Origin of the sequence: Corynebacterium sp. HMSC036E10 (genome assembly GCF_001836265.1) — a bacterium.
Taxonomy (GTDB): domain Bacteria; phylum Actinomycetota; class Actinomycetes; order Mycobacteriales; family Mycobacteriaceae; genus Corynebacterium; species Corynebacterium coyleae.
Genome location: NZ_KV827977.1, coordinates 177,565 through 194,682, shown reverse-complemented (window position 1 = coordinate 194,682; position 17,118 = coordinate 177,565). Strand labels below are relative to the sequence as shown.

General features: G+C 59.2%; 14 protein-coding genes. 9 read left to right on the top strand and 5 right to left on the bottom strand.

Annotation, left to right across the window (positions count from 1 at the left end):
* The first annotated feature begins 8 nt into the window (after nucleotides 1-8).
* The 5 genes from HMPREF2736_RS04815 (at nucleotide 9) to HMPREF2736_RS04795 (ending at nucleotide 6,442) form a co-directional block, all read left to right on the top strand.
* Nucleotides 9-1,604: an ABC transporter substrate-binding protein gene (locus HMPREF2736_RS04815; protein ID WP_246822053.1), complete on the top strand. Its 1,596-nt coding sequence runs from the start codon at nucleotides 9-11 to the stop codon at nucleotides 1,602-1,604.
* Between the two features lie 60 nt (nucleotides 1,605-1,664).
* On the top strand, nucleotides 1,665-2,243 hold the full coding sequence (locus HMPREF2736_RS04810) for an adenine phosphoribosyltransferase (RefSeq protein ID WP_070423077.1): 579 nt from the start codon (nucleotides 1,665-1,667) through the stop codon (nucleotides 2,241-2,243).
* Between the two features lie 50 nt (nucleotides 2,244-2,293).
* Nucleotides 2,294-4,570 (top strand): RelA/SpoT family protein, encoded by a 2,277-nt coding sequence (locus HMPREF2736_RS04805; protein ID WP_070570426.1) that lies wholly within the window; start codon nucleotides 2,294-2,296, stop codon nucleotides 4,568-4,570.
* A gap of 50 nt (nucleotides 4,571-4,620) precedes the next feature.
* Nucleotides 4,621-5,346, top strand: coding sequence for a serine hydrolase domain-containing protein (locus HMPREF2736_RS04800; RefSeq protein ID WP_070829010.1), 726 nt, complete (start codon nucleotides 4,621-4,623; stop codon nucleotides 5,344-5,346).
* Nucleotides 5,347-6,208: 862 nt separating this feature from the next.
* Nucleotides 6,209-6,442 carry a serine hydrolase domain-containing protein gene (locus tag HMPREF2736_RS04795; RefSeq protein ID WP_070829009.1) on the top strand — a complete coding sequence of 78 codons (234 nt, stop codon included), beginning with the start codon at nucleotides 6,209-6,211 and terminating at the stop codon, nucleotides 6,440-6,442.
* Nucleotides 6,443-6,550: 108 nt separating this feature from the next.
* Here HMPREF2736_RS04795 and HMPREF2736_RS04790 read toward each other — a convergent pair whose 3' ends face one another.
* Together HMPREF2736_RS04790 and HMPREF2736_RS04785 are read right to left on the bottom strand one after the other, a co-directional pair.
* The gene (locus HMPREF2736_RS04790; RefSeq protein ID WP_070423079.1) at nucleotides 6,551-6,814 is read right to left on the bottom strand and encodes a hypothetical protein; all 264 of its coding nucleotides are present in this window, start codon (nucleotides 6,812-6,814) and stop codon (nucleotides 6,551-6,553) included.
* 91 nt (nucleotides 6,815-6,905) lie between these two features.
* Nucleotides 6,906-7,856, bottom strand: coding sequence for a peptidylprolyl isomerase (locus tag HMPREF2736_RS04785; RefSeq protein ID WP_070423080.1), 951 nt, complete (start codon nucleotides 7,854-7,856; stop codon nucleotides 6,906-6,908).
* Between the two features lie 169 nt (nucleotides 7,857-8,025).
* Here HMPREF2736_RS04785 and hisS point away from each other — a divergent pair, with 169 nt between their 5' ends.
* Nucleotides 8,026-9,312: a histidine--tRNA ligase gene (gene hisS, locus HMPREF2736_RS04780; RefSeq protein ID WP_070829008.1), complete on the top strand. Its 1,287-nt coding sequence runs from the start codon at nucleotides 8,026-8,028 to the stop codon at nucleotides 9,310-9,312.
* Here hisS and HMPREF2736_RS04775 read toward each other — a convergent pair.
* The 3 genes from HMPREF2736_RS04775 to HMPREF2736_RS04765 are packed head-to-tail and all read right to left on the bottom strand — an operon-like array spanning nucleotide 9,299 to nucleotide 12,406.
* On the bottom strand, nucleotides 9,299-10,693 hold the full coding sequence (locus HMPREF2736_RS04775) for an L-serine ammonia-lyase (protein ID WP_070484848.1): 1,395 nt from the start codon (nucleotides 10,691-10,693) through the stop codon (nucleotides 9,299-9,301). The two genes, hisS and HMPREF2736_RS04775, sit on opposite strands and share 14 nt — an antisense overlap.
* Before the next feature lie 53 nt (nucleotides 10,694-10,746).
* The gene (locus tag HMPREF2736_RS04770) at nucleotides 10,747-11,469 is read right to left on the bottom strand and encodes a CBS domain-containing protein (RefSeq protein ID WP_070423083.1); all 723 of its coding nucleotides are present in this window, start codon (nucleotides 11,467-11,469) and stop codon (nucleotides 10,747-10,749) included.
* 16 nt (nucleotides 11,470-11,485) lie between these two features.
* Entirely contained in the window at nucleotides 11,486-12,406 is a 921-nt protein-coding gene (locus HMPREF2736_RS04765; protein WP_070451349.1) for a KPN_02809 family neutral zinc metallopeptidase, read from the bottom strand.
* A gap of 169 nt (nucleotides 12,407-12,575) precedes the next feature.
* Here HMPREF2736_RS04765 and aspS point away from each other — a divergent pair, with 169 nt between their 5' ends.
* The 3 genes from aspS to HMPREF2736_RS04750 are packed head-to-tail and all read left to right on the top strand — an operon-like array spanning nucleotide 12,576 to nucleotide 17,105.
* The gene (gene aspS, locus HMPREF2736_RS04760) at nucleotides 12,576-14,387 is read left to right on the top strand and encodes an aspartate--tRNA ligase (RefSeq protein ID WP_070423235.1); all 1,812 of its coding nucleotides are present in this window, start codon (nucleotides 12,576-12,578) and stop codon (nucleotides 14,385-14,387) included.
* An 8-nt stretch (nucleotides 14,388-14,395) separates the two neighbouring features.
* A complete protein-coding gene (locus HMPREF2736_RS04755; protein WP_070829007.1) occupies nucleotides 14,396-15,736 on the top strand; it encodes a phosphotransferase in 1,341 nt (446 codons plus the stop codon).
* 4 nt (nucleotides 15,737-15,740) lie between these two features.
* A complete protein-coding gene (locus HMPREF2736_RS04750; RefSeq protein WP_070451351.1) occupies nucleotides 15,741-17,105 on the top strand; it encodes a replication-associated recombination protein A in 1,365 nt (454 codons plus the stop codon).
* The last annotated feature ends 13 nt before the right edge of the window (nucleotides 17,106-17,118 follow it).

The following is a 17,118-nucleotide window of genomic DNA, read 5'->3' as shown; positions in this document are numbered from 1 at the left end:
GTGGACTCATGAGACCGAAAATGGTGATTGGCAGCAAGGTTGCGGCTGTGTTGGCCGCAACGGCGCTGGTGCTTTCCGGGTGCGCATCTTCAGACAACGACGATGATGAGTCCACGAAACTTTTCGGTTACCAGGTAACAAGCAATCTGCGCACCACAAACGCTGGGTCCCTCGAAGGATCGACAGACTTAGCGCAATCGTTGTCCGGTCGCCTGTACCCCGGGGTGTATGTTCCTGGTCCAAGCGGACAGTTGATCCCCAACACTGACCTTGTAAAAACTCAGGTGCTTCCGGGGGATCAGCGCAAGGTGATTTACACCTTGTCGGAAGCGGCGGTGTTTTCGGACGGCACTCCCGTCACCTGCGCTGACTATCTTTTGACGTTTACTGCCGGGCAATACCCGGCGACGTTCGGTTCGAATATGCCTTTGTTCGGCGACACGGACTCGCTGTCGTGCACACCCGGATCGAAAGAGTTCACTGTGACCTTCAAGGAAGGCCGTGGTGCACGCTGGCGTGGCCTTTTTGAACCAGGCACGGTCCTTCCCGCACATGCTGTTGCTGCAAAGACCAATCGATCTGTCGAGGACCTCGTCGCTGATCTACTCTCGGATGATCTGGAGCGACTCAAACCAATCGCGCAGGTGTGGCGCCACGGGTTTGACCTCAAAGAGTTCGATCCTGAACTCCAAGTCTCGTTTGGCCCGTTCAAGGTTGCGGAGGTAGGAGAGAAGGGCCAGGTTCGGCTCGTCGCTAATGAGCATTACTACGGGGACGCTCCGCAGACAGCAGCAATGGTGGTGTGGCCTGGTTCCGTAGATTCTGCGGAGCTAGCAGCATCCAAGGCGATGAAGATCGGCGACCTGCGGCAGTTGCAACCACAGTGGTACGACGAGGACGCAGAAGGCAATCGATTGGATGTGAAAACGGCCATCGGTGAGCTCACCGAGATGTTGACCCTGCCGGAGGTTGGTTTTTGGGCGGATCCGGAGAACCGGAAGGCACTTGCACGTTGCATCGATCCTCGCGCTGTTGCCGCCGCTTCAAGTGAGAAGGCCGGGGTTGAAGTGCCAGTTGCACCGTTGCATGTCATTCAGCACACCGATCCGTTGGCTCAGCGTATGGCAGATATCGCTGCTCCGCTTTTGGACGTGAATATCCAGGAAGCTTCCGCACTTCGGGGTTCCACGTTGCGTATCGGTTACGTGTATCCGGACGACCGTTGGGCCGCGATGGTGGAATCGATGCGCCGCACCTGCGAGCCAGCAGGAATTACGATCATCGACGTCACAGGCGAGGGGAAGACGCTCGCTGACCTGCCTCACGTGGAGTACGACGAGTGGCGCAACGAATCCGTGCATGACGGCGAAGCCGACGCTATCTTGCGAGTCGTTGACCCGATGAGCGAGTACCCAGCGGCCAACAATCGCGCCCAGGATCTGGGGGCGTTGCGTGCCCAGGAGGGGCATCTGTGGAAGACGCTGCCATCGATTCCGCTGGCCGCACAACCCCGAACCTTTGTCGTCGATAATGCAGTGCGCAACGTGGTGCCGTATACAGGACTTTCCGGCATTGGCTGGAACATGGACAGATGGTCCAACTGACCAAACTTAATTCCCGACCCTAAAAACCCGATAAACCTGACCAGGAGACGATCCGAAATCATGTCGCCCACCCCGTCGATCAGCCCGCATGGCGGTCAGCCTTACGCTTCCGCTCTTGAGGCACTGCAGGACAAGATTCGCCGCGTTCCGGATTTTCCGGAGCCGGGAGTGCTGTTCGAGGACCTGACTCCGGTGCTTGCCGACCCAGCCGCGCTCAACGTGGTCATTGCAGAGATGGCCGAGGCGAGCAAGGAGCTCGGCGCCGATCTCGTCGGCGGTCTTGATGCCCGAGGGTTTTTGCTCGGCTCCGCTGTGGCGTACGAGATGGGCACCGGCATCCTTGCGATTCGCAAGAAGGGCAAGTTGCCGCCACCGGTGATTACCCAGGAGTACACCACGGAGTACAGCTCCGCTGCGCTGGAGATCCCCGCTAATGGGGTGGATATCTCTGGCAAGAGCATTGTGCTTGTCGACGACGTCCTGGCTACCGGCGGGACGTTGATCGCGGCGCGCGACTTGATTGAGCGCGCCGGCGGGCGAGTTGCCGGCTACGTCGTCGTCTTGGAAGTCCCGGGACTTGGAGGGCGCGAGCGACTCGACGGCGCTCCGCTTGTGGTTTTGGGGAAAGAAGAAAACTAGCCGGGTAGTATCACAGACTTAGTACCTGCTGACAGTGGAGGAGTCCTGACATGACAGATAAACCAGTCAAACGGTCGGGCCCGACCGTGCGCAGTGTCTCCGCCAGGTTGGCCCGCTCTCTTACGGGAGGTGGGCGTCCGCGAACGAACCCAGTGCTCGATCCGCTGTTGTCGATTCACCACAAGTATCACCCGAAGGCTGACGTAGAGCAGCTTGGATTTGCATACGAAACGGCAGAGCGGTTGCACGAGGGTGTGTTCCGCAAGTCAGGTGATCCCTACATCACCCACCCGCTCGCCGTCGCAACGATTTGTGCCGAGATTGGTATGGATACCACCACGCTGGTGGCGGCTCTGCTCCATGACACGGTAGAGGACACCGACTACTCACTTGATGAGCTCACCCGTGATTTTGGCCCTGAAGTGGCCAAACTTGTCAATGGCGTGACCAAACTGGACAAGGTCGCGCTCGGCGCCGCCGCAGAAGCGGAAACGATCCGCAAAATGATCGTTGCTATGTCCGAGGATCCTCGCGTACTGGTGATTAAGGTCGCGGACCGATTGCACAACATGCGCACAATGCGTTTCTTGCCGCCGGAGAAGCAGGCGAAGAAGGCGCAGGAGACGCTCGACGTCATCGCACCGTTGGCGCACCGCTTGGGTATGGCGACGGTGAAGTGGGAGCTAGAAGATCTCGCGTTCGCTATTTTGCAGCCGAAGAAGTACGAGGAAATTGTGCGTCTTGTGGCGGATCACGCTCCGTCACGCGACCGTGCCCTGCGCGAGATCACTACCGATCTGCAGCGCGAGCTGAGCACGAATGGCATCCAGGCTGAGGTCATGGGCCGTCCGAAGCACTACTGGTCGATCTATCAGAAGATGGCTGTGCGCGGTCACGACTTCGCGGAGATCTTCGATCTGGTCGGTATCCGTGTTCTGGTGGATACGGTGTATGACTGCTACGCCGCTGTTGGTGTGGTCCACTCGCTGTATTCGCCGATGCCGGGCAGGTTCAAGGACTACATTTCCAACCCGCGTTTCGGTGTCTACCAGTCGCTGCATACGACGGTGATGACGACGACCGGTCGCCCCCTTGAAGTGCAGGTGCGTACACACGAGATGCACTACAACGCCGAATACGGTGTGGCTGCCCACTGGCGTTACAAAGAGACGAAGGGCTCCCACAAGGGCGATCAGGCCGAGGTCGACCAGATGGCGTGGATGCGTCAGTTGCTTGACTGGCAGAAGGAAGCCGCGGACCCGAATGAGTTTTTGGACTCGTTGCGTTACGACCTGACAAGCCAGCAGATTTTCGCGTTCACTCCGAAGGGCGATGTAGTGGATTTGCCGGCAGGCTCTACTCCGGTCGATTTCGCCTACGCCGTGCACACTGAAGTTGGCCACCGCTGCATTGGTGCGAAGGTTAACGGCAAGTTGGTCACCCTAGAAACCGAGCTGAAGTCCGGCGACAGGGTAGAGATTTTCACTTCAAAGGATCAAAACGCTGGGCCAACGCGCGATTGGCAGGACTTTGTTGTCTCCCCGCGCGCGAAGGCGAAGATTCGACAGTGGTTTGCCAAGGAACGTCGCGAGGAGCAGCTCGACGCGGGTCGCGATGCCCTGGCTGCTGAGGTGCAGCGTGGCGGGCTGCCGTTGCACAGGCTGTTTACCAACGAGTCGATGCGCCAGGTAGCAACGCGTTTGCACTACCAGGACGTTGATGCGCTGTATACGGCTATCGGCGCGGGAACAGTGTCTGCAGCGCACGTCGCGCACTTGCTCATGGACATGTTCGGCGGCGACGATGACGCCGTAGACGCCCTCACAGCGCGTACCCCTGTTTCTGCACTTGTTCGCCCGCAAACAACCGGCGACGGCCCTGCGATCCTGGTTGAGGGCAGCCCGGATGTGATGGCGAAGTTGGCGAAATGCTGCCAACCCGTCCCCGGCGATGCCATCTTCGGGTTTGTCACCCGTGGTGGGGGAGTTTCCGTGCACCGGACTGACTGCACGAACGCGACCAAACTTAACGACGAGCCAGAGCGTCTCGTCGACGTGTCATGGTCCGCCCCCGGTGGCACCAAGAGTGCGTCACGCGCGACGATTCAGCTGGAAGCACTCGACCGCAATGGTCTGCTTACCGAGACCACCGGGGTGCTCTCCGAGGCGAAACTCCCAATCCTCGCGATGTCGTCTCAAGCAGGGGAGGACCGAGTGGCGACGATCCGACTGACCATTGAGGTGTCAGACATCAAACAACTCGGCTCGATCATGAACCAGATTCGCAACATTGAAGGTGTGTTCGACGTCTACAGAGTGACTGCGTAACCTAAGCTCGTTCGAGACCTGTTCAACGTTGCGTTGATAGGAAGGTTGCGATGCGGTTCAAACGGGTCACCCTTGCACAAGAGCTGACAGGGGATGCGTCTCTTGCGCGGCTACTCTCCTCATTGGCAACACGGGCGAGTGCGGATAGTTATCCTCTTCGCAATGTTGCGTCTTGCCTTGTTGAAGACGGAAAGGCCAACTTTGCTGGGCTCGGGGCGGATGAGCACACCGAGTTCGAGATTGCCTCGATAACCAAGACGTTCAATGCCGAGCTGCTCGAGCAAGCCATTACCAAGGGGTTGGTTGACACCGATACAACGGTCGGAGATGTGCTTGGGCAGCGTGTGCGAGGTAACGCATTAGCAGATGTGAAGCTGGCTGAATTGGCGAACCACACCTCGGGCTTGCCACGAACCGGCAAGCAACGACTGCGAAACATTGCACGAGCACTTCTCGGCTTGAATCCTGACGTAGGAGTCACATCCGAGGATGTCATCGAGCAGGCACTGTCAGCGACACTGCGAGAGCGTGGCGTGGAGGAATACTCTAATCTTGGCCACGACTTGCTCGGGTTTCTACTGGCCAGGGTTTCCACCACGACCTACCCGACGTTGATCAAAATGTGGGTGCTCGACCCGTTGGGGATGACGGAGACTTACGTCGCTTTGCCTGGAACAGTCGGACCGGATAGACCCAGGGGGTCTCCGCACTCGGTCTACCTGTTCAAGCTTGGGAGATGGACTGTTGCGACCGGCTATTTGGTAGCAGTGTCGTGACTATCCGGTAGCGCTTCAGTGAAGCATCCGGTAGCAGCTCAAATTGCATGGGGTGATGATGGTTCCTGTATCCGCTTCATTAGGGTGCGGGACGTTCCAGATGAAGTCCGCATTTGAAATTGGAGCTATGCTGCGGAAGCCTCCCCGACCGCCCCAACTCATCGGCACTAACGAAGCCGGGTTGCATTTCATCTCGCTTCAGGAGCGGCCCAAGTTCATCCTTGATACCTGTCGATTCGGAGTAGTTGGTACCACGATTCCACGTAGTTGGTACCGTTGCTCCACGTACTCGGTACTGCAGATCTCTTTCACAGTTGATGCTGGAAGCACCCTGCTTCGGTGATGTTGTGTCAGCGTGACCTGTTATAAGAAGTAGACGTCTGGAGCCTGCTCGCGGACTGCACCGCTGTCTCGACACCAGGCCGACAACAGTGGTGGGCATTCTGGGCAGCCCGGGGTCCGAGCGTTCTAAGCGCCGAAGACACATTGAACCGTTGCAGGCAGGCAGTTGCGAGTAACGCTGCCGGAGAGCCGTCTGCAGCATAATGGCCACCGAATCCGTATAGAAGTCATCACCATGCGCAACGGCGCCGCCTCAGTGGGCTGCTCGAACGACTAATGCCTAACAGCCGGGGCCGTGCAGTCGGCTCAGTTCGGCTGTCCACGTACCAACTAATTGGAACGCGGCAGTACCGAGCCTTCAGGACGCCGGTACCAAACCCGCCCCTGACAACGCGACCATCCCTGAATTCTTCACCGGCTCGCCGACGGTGCCGAGCCCGGGTGAGCCTCCGCTACCGGATGCTCACTCAGCCGCTACCAAATACTCACCACACCGCTACCATTTCTGTCTTCTGAACAGATGGACGGCACAGCTCCAGCCGGCGGCCTGCGTTCGACCACCTCGGACATGGCGAAGTACGCCATGCATATCCTTGAGCGTCGCAGTACGCGATTTACGTGGGCGAACATTAAGGGCACCGAACTGTACTGGCATAACGGTGCAACGCGGGGATTCTCCTCGATGCTGCTGCTGGACTTAAGCACTCAGCGTGCATCGTTTGTCACGACGGATTCGTATGCAGACATTGAATAGATTGCGTTTGAACTCATAGGCCTGCATGACCCAGCGCGAGAGAAATGACCACGAAACAGAAAAGCGTCTCCGGCGAGAAACCGGAGACGCTTTTCGCAGTGACGCGTTTTATCGCATGAACTTCATGGCAACCGTAGCCACCTGGCTCAGGATGCCGATGATCGCGGTGACAACTGCGAGCCAATCCTGGATCTCGGACGGGCTCATGTCGCGCATGGACGAGCCCTCTTCGTTGGACGAAGATCCATTGTCGTTAGTGGTGTTGGTGGTGTTATCGCCGACGACGGTCGGCGCAGCCTGAGCCACACCTGCACCGGTGAAAGCGACTGCGGTGACGGTAGCGGCTGCAACAAGGCTGGTGCGAGTCTTCATGAGGGTCCTCACTGAAAAGGTTTGAAACGGAATCTCTGCAGGATGCTATCGCCTGCGAGGGTTGCGTGCAATAGCGATATGTATGTGAGTGCTACTTCACGCTTGCTGCGGTGATACGCACTTCCTCGGCCGGTGCGCCGTCAGTCCCGCCGCCTTCAACGCCCTTTTCGGCGATCTTGTCCAGGGTGGCAAGGCCCTCGTCGTCAATCGTGCCGAAGTAGGTGTACAGCGGCGGCAGGACCGAGTCGCCGTAGTTAAGGAAGAACTGGGAGCCGTTGGTGTCCGCGCCGGCGTTAGCCATGGCGATCGTGCCACGGTCATAGCGCTTAGGCTCGTTTTGCAGCATCATCTGCAGGGTTTGGTTTTTGGTTGCCTCATCCATATCGGCTGGTAGGTCGAGACCTTCGGTGTCGATGCCGTCGAGTGCCTCGTCAGTGGGAAGCTCATTGGCGAACTGGAAGCCAGGGCCACCCGCACCGGTGCCATCCGGGTCGCCACACTGCAGCACCTTCAGCCCGTCGGCAGTGGTCAGACGGTGGCAGACCGTGTCGTTGAAGTATCCCTCGGAGGTCAGGTACTCGATGGCGTTGACCGTGCACGGGGAAGCTGCGCGATCGAGCGTCATGCCGATCGGACCCTGGTTGGTCTCGAGCTCGACGGTGACGGTGCCTTCGGTGGACACGTTCTCGGTCGGCGGGGTGCCAGCGCGCAGCTCAGCGCCGTCCTCGTTTTCATAGGTGCACGAGACGGTAGCCGGCAAGGCCTTCTCGCGCTTCGTAGCAATCGGCGCGAAGGTGGAAGCGTCGAATTCTTCCTGTTCCGCGTTGTCAGTCTCCGAAGCGGCGGAGGTATCGTCAGTTGCTAGATTGTCCTCGTCGCCCTGGTTGGCTGCGACGTAGATGCCGCCACCAATCAGCGCGATGGCAACGGCGGAAAGCGCTGCGACAGACCACGGGCGGGACTTTTCCTTGCGGTCGCGGGAATCGAGTTCCCGTTCCAGATTGGACAGGGCCTCTTTGCCACGCTGTTCGTTGCTAGCCACTGGCGATGCACCTCTTCGAGTATCGGGGAAAGCGCGTGCGTGATGTCGTCGAAAAGCACGCGCGCATTGAACGGTGCAAAAGCCTAGCAGGGCTAATCGCAACAGCGGTGGAAAGACCACAGCGACAAGTGCGCCCGCACAGGGGAGAGGTTGGTTAGACTAAGGCCTCGTGAGTGAGAATCAAGCCGAGCAGTTCCAAAAACTTTCCGCACCGAAAGGCGTGCCCGATTATGTGCCGCCCGCCTCGAGTGCGTTCATCCATGTCCGCGACGAGTTCGCGCGCCAGGCACGGATCGCTGGCTACCAACACATTGAGCTGCCGGTGTTCGAAGACACCACCTTGTTTGCCCGCGGCGTCGGTGAATCTACTGACGTAGTGAGCAAGGAGATGTACACCTTCGAGGACCGCGGTGGCCGTTCGGTAACGCTGCGTCCCGAGGGCACCGCCGGCGTCATGCGCTCCTTCATCGAGCACAACATGGACCGCGGTTACCTGCCCGTGAAGCTCAACTACTACGGACCGTTCTTCCGCTATGAGCGCCCGCAGGCCGGACGCTACCGTCAGCTGCAGCAGGTGGGCGTGGAAGCCATTGGTGTCGACGATCCGCTGCTCGACGCCGAGGTGATCGCCTTGGCAGACCGCAGCTACCGTGCGATCGGCCTGAGCGGTTTCCGTCTGGAGATCACCAGCCTCGGCGACAAGAATTGCCGCCCGGCCTACCGCGAGAAGCTGCAGAAGTTCCTGTTTGATCTCCCACTCGACGAGGAAACTCGCCACCGTGCTGAGATCAACCCACTTCGAGTGCTCGACGACAAGCGTGAGGCGGTCCGAGAGATGACCGCCGATGCGCCGTTGATGCTGGATCACCTTTGCGACGAATGCCGTGCCCACTTCGAGGCCGTCACCGCAGCGCTGGATGACTTCGGCGTGCCGTACGTCATTAACCCACGCATGGTTCGTGGTTTGGACTACTACACCAAGACCACCTTCGAGTTCGTCCACGATGGCCTCGGCGCACAGTCCGGCATCGGTGGCGGTGGACGATACGACGGCCTGATGGCCCAGATTGGCGGCCCGGACCTCTCCGGCATCGGCTACGGTCTCGGCGTTGATCGCGCGGTACTCGCCCTCGAAGCTGAACGCGTCGAGCTTGAAGCAGCAGCCCACCGTGTCGATGTGTTCGGTATCGCGATTGGTGACGAAGCACGAGTGAAGATGAGCAAGCTTGTCGGCGAACTCCGCGCGGCCGGTATCAGCGCCGACATGGCTTACGGCCACCGCGGGCTCAAGGGCTCAATGAAGGGTGCTGACCGCGCGGGCGCACGCTTCGCGCTGGTGCTCGGCGAGCGTGAGCTGGAGGCAGGCGAGGTTGCAGTCAAGAACCTCGCCGAGCACTCACAGGAGGCCGTTGCGCTTTCCGCTGAAGCGGTCGCGCAGGCAATCAGCACTCAGTAATGTTCACGGGCAGGCCGAGCTGGACTGCGAGGCCACCCATGGACGTTTCCTTGTACTGAGTCATCATGTCGCGGCCGGTGGCTGCCATGGTCTCCACCACGTCGTCGAGGGTGACGATGTTGGTGCCATCTCCAAGCTTTGCCAACCGTGCCGCGTTGATGGCCTTTACGCCACCAATTGCGTTGCGCTCGATGCACGGAACCTGGACCAGACCGCCCACAGGATCGCAGGTCAGGCCAAGGTTGTGCTCGAGCGCGATCTCAGCTGCGTTTTCAACCTGCTCAGGGGTGCCGCCCAGGATTGCGCACATGCCAGCAGCGGCCATCGAAGAAGCCGAACCGACCTCGCCCTGACAGCCGACTTCTGCGCCTGAAATCGAGGCGTTGGTCTTGATGATCGACCCGATCGCACCAGCCGTAAGCAGAAATTCGCGGGCGCGCTCAGCAGTGAAGTCGTCGGTGAAGTCGCGGCAGTAATGCATAACTGCAGGGATAATGCCGGCTGCGCCGTTCGTTGGCGCGGTAACCACCTGGCCGTGAGCAGCGTTTTCTTCGTTCACGGCAAGCGCGTACAGGTTCACCCATTCCATAGCGTCAAGCCCACGGGCAGTGGATGCTTCGTACTCTGCAGTCAGTAGACGGTGAAGACGGTTCGCGCGACGCCTTACGTTCAAGCCGCCGGGAAGGATTCCCTCTGTCTTCAGGCCATGCGCAACGCATTCCTGCATGACGTCCCACACCGCATCCAAATGGGAGTTGAGTCGCTGCGCCCCGTGGATCGACTCCTCGTTCGCACGCATGATCTCTGCGATTGTCATCCCATGTGTTCGGCATTGCTCCATGAGTTCTGCGCCATTGTTAAACGGGTAGGGGACCGTCGCAATTTCACGAGCGGATGCAACACCGGATTCTTGTCGGTGCGCTTCCATCTCCCAACGATCCAGAATGAATCCGCCGCCGACAGAGTAATAGTCCTCGCGTTCGGCGATCATGGTGCCGTCTGTGTCCCACGCATCGAAGATGAGACAGTTCGGGTGTTCGGCCACCGGTGCCGGGTCGAAGCGAAGCTCGTACTCCACGCGCCCTGTCGGGCCTTCGATCACGCCTGTGGAAGGGATCGGCTCGCCAGGTTTTGGAGCAATGTCTGCAGAAGTGGTGGTGGGGGTGTACCCAACCAGCCCGAGCAACGCAGCACGGTCGGTGCCGTGGCCGACTCCCGTGGCGGCGAGGGAACCACGCAACTCTACGACAACCTTCGCCGGTACCTTCCCGAGTTTCTCCACAAACGTCATTGCGGCCCGCATCGGGCCAACGGTGTGAGATGAGGATGGACCGATGCCGATACTGAACAGGTCGACAACACTGACAAAGTTTGCTGACATGCGGCGAATCCTACCGCAGAAACCGGTTGTGGCTCGTCGATAAGCGGGATGCGCTACTGCGCTTGAGATAGTGCAGGGATGTCGGTTGCCCCCAAAACCGAGATCGGCCGCTGGTTTGCCTTGCCGTGCTCGGTAATGATGGCCAGGCGAGGCACCGCGCCGGTTTCCAATGGAGTACTCAACGCATCAACAGCACGTGCGGCGGTTACGGTCCGTGGAAGAAACACCGGGTGGTCGAGTTTGCCACTGTGGGTGAGCACATCGCGAACGGTGGTAGCGGGAATGCGGTCATCATCTGTCAGTTCCGCCGCCACCCAGCGCGCGATTGCATTCGTGGTGAGCAGCCCGACGCACTTGCCTTCGTCGTAGATCGGGAATTGCGTTAGTCCCTGTGTCGCGATTGTCTTCAATGGCTCATGAATGTCCGTCTCCGGCGTAAACGTCACCACCTTCTGGTGTGGGACCACCTCAAGGGCCAACGGTGGGGAGAGTATCGCGTCGCGCAAATGCTCGATTGTTTGAACCGTCTCGGGGAGCGGCTCTGCAATCGGGCGGAGATTGTCGTACTCCCCATGGCTAATCGCGTTGCGCAGATCCGCAAACTCACGCAAGGTCTCGGCCTGGTCGCGAGCAAGAATCCCTTTCTTTGCGGCGAGGCCCACCATCCACGTAAACGAATCGGATCGTTTGGCATCCAATTCGCTGCGCAAATGCGACTCGATCGAATTGAAGGCGGCAAGGAACGGGATAGCGCGGTTTGGTGCGGACTTGGTCATAAGCGAACGGTGCCTTTTAGTTGTAGACACCGCGGTTGAGCGTGTCGCAGGCGGCCATCTGTCCAGAGTTGTATCCGGAATTAAACGCTTCCATACGCTGCTCAGAGGAGCCATGCGTCCACGCATCCGGGTCGACGTCGCCGCCTGAGCGTCGTTGAATGTTGTCGTCGCCAATCGAACGGGCGGTCTGCAGTGCCTGCTCGAGCTGTTCGTCGGTGATCGGTTCCAAAACGCCCTGCTCGGCAGCATGTTTTGCCCAGATTCCGGCGTAGCAGTCCGCCTGCAGCTCAATTGCGACAGCCGCAGAATCCTGGCCTGGGTTCTTATAGTCGCTCAGCCCCAACGTTCCTTCCAGATGCTGGATGTGGTGGCCGTACTCGTGGGCAGTTACGTACTCCTGAGTAAGCGGACCGTTCGCGCCGCCGAGTTGGCCCAGCTGCTCAAAGAAGCTCACGTCAAGGTAAGCGGTGGTATCGCGAGGGCAGTAGAACGGGCCGGTATCGGAGGTAGCGTAGCCGCAGCCAGTGGTGACATCGTTGCGGAAAAGCACCATATCTGCCGGCTCAAATTCGACATTCGCCTGCGCGGGGAGTACTTCGCTCCAAATCTGTTGGGCAGACCCGAAGGTTGCCGCCGCGCGGCAATCGTCGTAGGTGTTCGAGGATCCTTGTTCGTTGCAATGCTCGAGTGAGTAGTCACCCTGCGACTCAGACTGGGATTGAGAATTGCTCCCGCCGCCAAGGAGTCCATCTAACGCACCGCTGAAGTACAGCACCGCGAGCAATATCAAGATGACAGTCCCTCCGCCACCGCCGCGAAGCAGCATCGGAAGAATTGCCATTGCGCCGGGGCTGACCCCGCCGCCTCCGCGACCGGAGCCGGAGCTTGTCCTGACGTTGCCGCCCTGACCCTGCGCGTAATCACCACGAAATGTCATGGCTGAATTGTGCCAAAGATCCCTACCGAGTGTCGCGGTTGGGCCAAAACATCGTGTCTCGAGCGACTGGGGTGGTGTGGGGCGGACCTCGCCGAGGCACCACTCAGCCGGGGTAGGTAGACTTTGTCAGGTTAGATTCGCCATCACGTGGAAGGACGTGGAAGAAACCGTGCTGCGCACTCACCTTGCGGGGAACTTGAACAAAGAACTCGACGGTCAGACCGTCACGCTCACAGGTTGGGTGGCCCGCCGCCGTGACCATGGCGGGGTCATCTTTATCGATCTGCGGGACCGCTCTGGTCTCGCTCAGGTTGTATTCCGTGAGTCCGAAGTAGCGGAGGCTGCACACGACCTGCGCAGCGAGTTCGTCATCCAGGTCACCGGTGTGGTTGAGCCACGCCCGGAAGGCTCTGCGAACCCGAACCTTGCATCCGGTGAAATCGAGGTCAACGTCACTGACCTGAAGGTGCTGAACAAGGCTGCAGCCCTGCCATTCCAGATCGAGGATGCATCCTCCAATGAAGTTGGCGAGGAAGCACGTCTGAAGTACCGCTACCTGGACCTGCGCCGCGAGCGTCAGGCTAAGGCAATTCGCCTCCGCGCTAAGGCCAATCAAGCCGCCCGTCGCGTCTTGGACAACCACGACTTCACCGAGATCGAAACGCCTACGCTGACGCGTTCGACCCCGGAAGGTGCACGTGACTTCCTTGTTCCTGCTCGTTTGAAGCCAGGTTCTTGGTATGCGCTGCCGCAGTCGCCGCAGCTCTTTAAGCAGCTGCTGATGGTCGCGGGCATGGAACGCTACTACCAGTTGGCACGCTGCTACCGCGATGAAGACTTCCGCGCAGACCGCCAGCCTGAGTTCACCCAGCTCGATGTCGAGGCATCCTTCGTTGATCAGGACGACATCATCGAGCTGGCCGAGGAAATCCTCGTCGAGCTTTGGAAGCTGATCGGCTACGACATTCAGACGCCGATTCCGCGCATGACCTACAAGGAAGCGATGGAGAAGTACGGCTCCGACAAGCCGGACCTGCGCTTCGACATTCCATTGGTCGAGTGCACCGACTTCTTCAAGGACACCACCTTCCGCGTTTTCAAGGCCGAGTACGTGGGTGCTGTTGTGATGGAAGGTGGCGCATCCCAGCCTCGTCGTCAGCTTGACGCATGGCAGGAGTGGGCAAAGCAGCGCGGTGCGAAGGGCCTGGCCTACATTCTCATTCAGGAAGACGGCGAGCTCACCGGTCCGGTGGCGAAGAACATCACTGACGAGGAAAAGGCTGGCATCGCTGCGCACGTCGGTGCGAAGCCGGGTGACTGCATCTTCTTCGCAGCAGGCGAAACCAAGGCGTCTCGTGCACTGCTTGGCGCAGCCCGCGGTGAGATTGCGCGCAAGCTTGACCTGATCAAGGAAGGCGATTGGGCGTTCACGTGGGTTGTGGATGCACCGCTGTTCGAGCCTGCTGCAGACGCAACCGCATCCGGTGATGTCGCGTTGGGCCACTCTAAGTGGACCGCAGTCCACCACGCGTTTACCTCTCCGAAGCCGGAGTTCCTGGACAACTTCGAGCAGAACCCGGGCGAGGCTCTCGCCTACGCATACGACATTGTGTGCAACGGTAACGAGATCGGTGGCGGCTCCATCCGTATTCATGAGCACGATGTCCAAAAGCGCGTGTTCGAGGTCATGGGCATCACCGATGAGGAGGCCGAAGAGAAGTTCGGCTTCCTGCTCGAAGCGTTCAAGTTCGGTGCTCCTCCGCACGGTGGTATTGCCTTTGGCTGGGACCGCATCGTGTCGTTGCTCGGTGGGTTTGAATCGATCCGCGATGTGATCGCTTTCCCGAAGTCCGGCGGCGGTGTCGACCCGCTTACCGACGCGCCTGCTCCAATTCCGGCTGAGCAGCGCAAGGAAACTGGAGTGGACTTCAAGCCGAAGAAGGTTGAAGACAAGGCAGACGGCGAAACGGACACGAAGTAGCCGATTGAATGCAGCCACCGCAGGAACCTGCTCCTGCGGTGGCGCACGACAAAGGGGACCGGATGCAGCCCGAGCAAGTAAGTGACGAGCAAGTCGTTGCAAGCGCTACAGACATTCTCACTCGCCGTTACGGCGGTGAGCAGTCGTTGTTTGAGGTTGAACGCCTTAATGGCTCCGGTCCCTCGATCGTGTTGAGGGCTCGTGTTAAAACGAACCCGTTTTTCCAGCAGCGCTCAGTCATCATTAAGCAGGCGCCGCCAACGGAGTCTGTCTTCGAAGAGGCGGCGTACCTTCGAGAGGTTGTCGCGTACCAATTCGCCACTTCCTTAAGTGAAAAGACCAGGCCTGGCCCTGCGTTGTTGGGCTACGACACGCAGCAACGCATCATTATCATCACCGACTCCGGTGATGGGGAAACTCTCGCAGAAGCGCTTGAGACTGCAAGCGAAGAGGACCACATCGCACTGTTGCGCAGCCTGGGCACAGCACTTGGCCGAATGCATGCAGGTACTGCCGATGAAGAGGAAGCGTTTAACGTCTTACTGCATCGGATGACGCGTTCACGGCCCAACGCTGCACCGCTGCAACGTTTGAGGGACCGGTTGCTGTCCCATCGGATCAGAGTTGGCTTGCGGATCATGCGTGAGGCCGGAATTGAGATTCCTCAAGAGGTGGTTCTCACCGCTCGTAACATCGAGCGCCGGCTGCTGCGTGGCGGTATGCGTGCTTTTACGCCGTTTGACCTGGCACCAGATAACGTCATTCGGTCTGGGAACTCGTTTCACTTTCTTGATTATGAATCAGCGGGCTTTCGGGATGTTTCATTCGATGTTGCCTACGTAGTTGCGCGGTTCCCGGTGTATTTGGCTTCGCAGCCGTTTAACGAGGAAGCGACCAAGGCGTTCGTCGATGCGTGGCGGATACAGGTCTCTGACCTTTGGCCAGGAGTGCAGCATCCGGATACGTTGCAGGCGCGCATCACGGGTGCACTGGTGGGGTGGGCGCTTAGTAGCGTCGCCATGTTGGAACCGAAGCCTATGGCCGCGTTGTTGCAGGATGATCCGACATTTGAGGAAGAGCTTGAAGCTGCTGGTCTTTCGGCAGGTGATATTCAGGATTTTGATCTTGTAGATGGGGTAGCCGAAGCCATTGGCGACGACGCCGAAGAGAATGCTGGCGTTGTGCTTCGACCGCGAGGTGGAGAACCATTGACCGAAGATGAGCTTCTCGTGCGACGTGATTTGCGCGAGACGTTCGAGTCGTTGGCAGCTTATGCGGGTAGCGGTAAAGACCCCGCATACGTTGTCGTTGCTGAGTTCGCGTCCGAGGTCGCAAGGCGGTTGCGTTAAGGCAATGGGCCAAGAAGAACTTTTCGCGGCTGCTTCTAGCAACGACGTTCCCGGTGCAGCATCGGGGAATAGGGGTACCTCATTTTTTGAAGCTGGCTCGACAGCACCGCTGGCCGCACGGATGCGCCCCCAGTCCCTAGATGAGGTAGCGGGGCAGAAGCATTTGCTCAGCGAGGGAAAGCCGCTGCGTCGGCTCATCGAAGGCTCTGGTGCAGCATCGGTGATTTTGTATGGTCCGCCTGGGACAGGTAAGACCACGATTGCATCGTTAATCGCAAAAACGATGGGGCAGAACTTTGTGGCGTTGTCCGCGCTGTCTTCCGGCGTGAAAGAAGTCCGCGCGGTTATCGACGAGGCGCGGCGTGACCTCATCCGCAGTGAGAAAACCGTGCTCTTTATCGACGAGGTCCACAGGTTTTCTAAAACGCAGCAGGATGCGCTGCTTGCGGCCGTCGAGAATCGCACAGTGTTGCTGGTTGCCGCCACGACGGAGAACCCGAGTTTTAGCGTTGTTGCTCCGTTGTTGTCGCGCTCGCTGCTGCTCAAGCTCGAGTCGCTTAGCGACGAAGACCTTGGCGGAGTCATCGACCGCGCATTGGCAGATGAGCGGGGGTTGCAGGGGCAGGTTTTGCTTGACGACGAAGCCCGCGCACAACTCATTCTGCTCGCTGGAGGCGATGCGCGTCGGGCGCTGACGTACCTCGAAGCTGCCGCTGAAGCTGTTTCTGGCGGTGGCACGATCACGCTGGAGATTGTGCGTGAAAACGTCAATCGTGCGATTGTTCGCTACGACCGCGATGGCGATCAGCATTACGACGTGGTCAGCGCCTTTATCAAGTCGATCCGCGGGTCTGATGTCGATGCAGCGCTGCATTATCTGGCGCGAATGATCGAGGCCGGGGAGGACCCCAGGTTTATCGCACGACGTCTGGTCATTCACGCTTCGGAAGATATTGGTATGGCAGATCCGACTGCGTTGCAGACTGCTACCGCTGCGGCGAATGCAGTGCAGTTTGTCGGCCTGCCAGAAGGGCGTCTTGCGCTAGCACAGGCGACAATTCACCTGGCTACGGCGCCGAAGTCGCCTGCCGTCATTAAGGCCATCGATCGTGCTTTAGCGGACGTGCGTGAGGGGCATGTGCCTCCAGTGCCGGCCCATTTGCGCGATGGCCACTATGAGGGCGCAAAACAGATGGGCAATGCGGTTGGATATGTCTACCCGCATGACGACCCGCGGGGAGTGGTCGAGCAGCAATATATCCCGGATGGGCTGGAAGAAGCGGTGTATTACGAGCCGACGGAACACGGCGCGGAGCGCCGAATTAGCGAGTTTATTGGTCGGTTACGCCGACTTGTTCGCGGGCGGTAGCCCAACTGTAGAG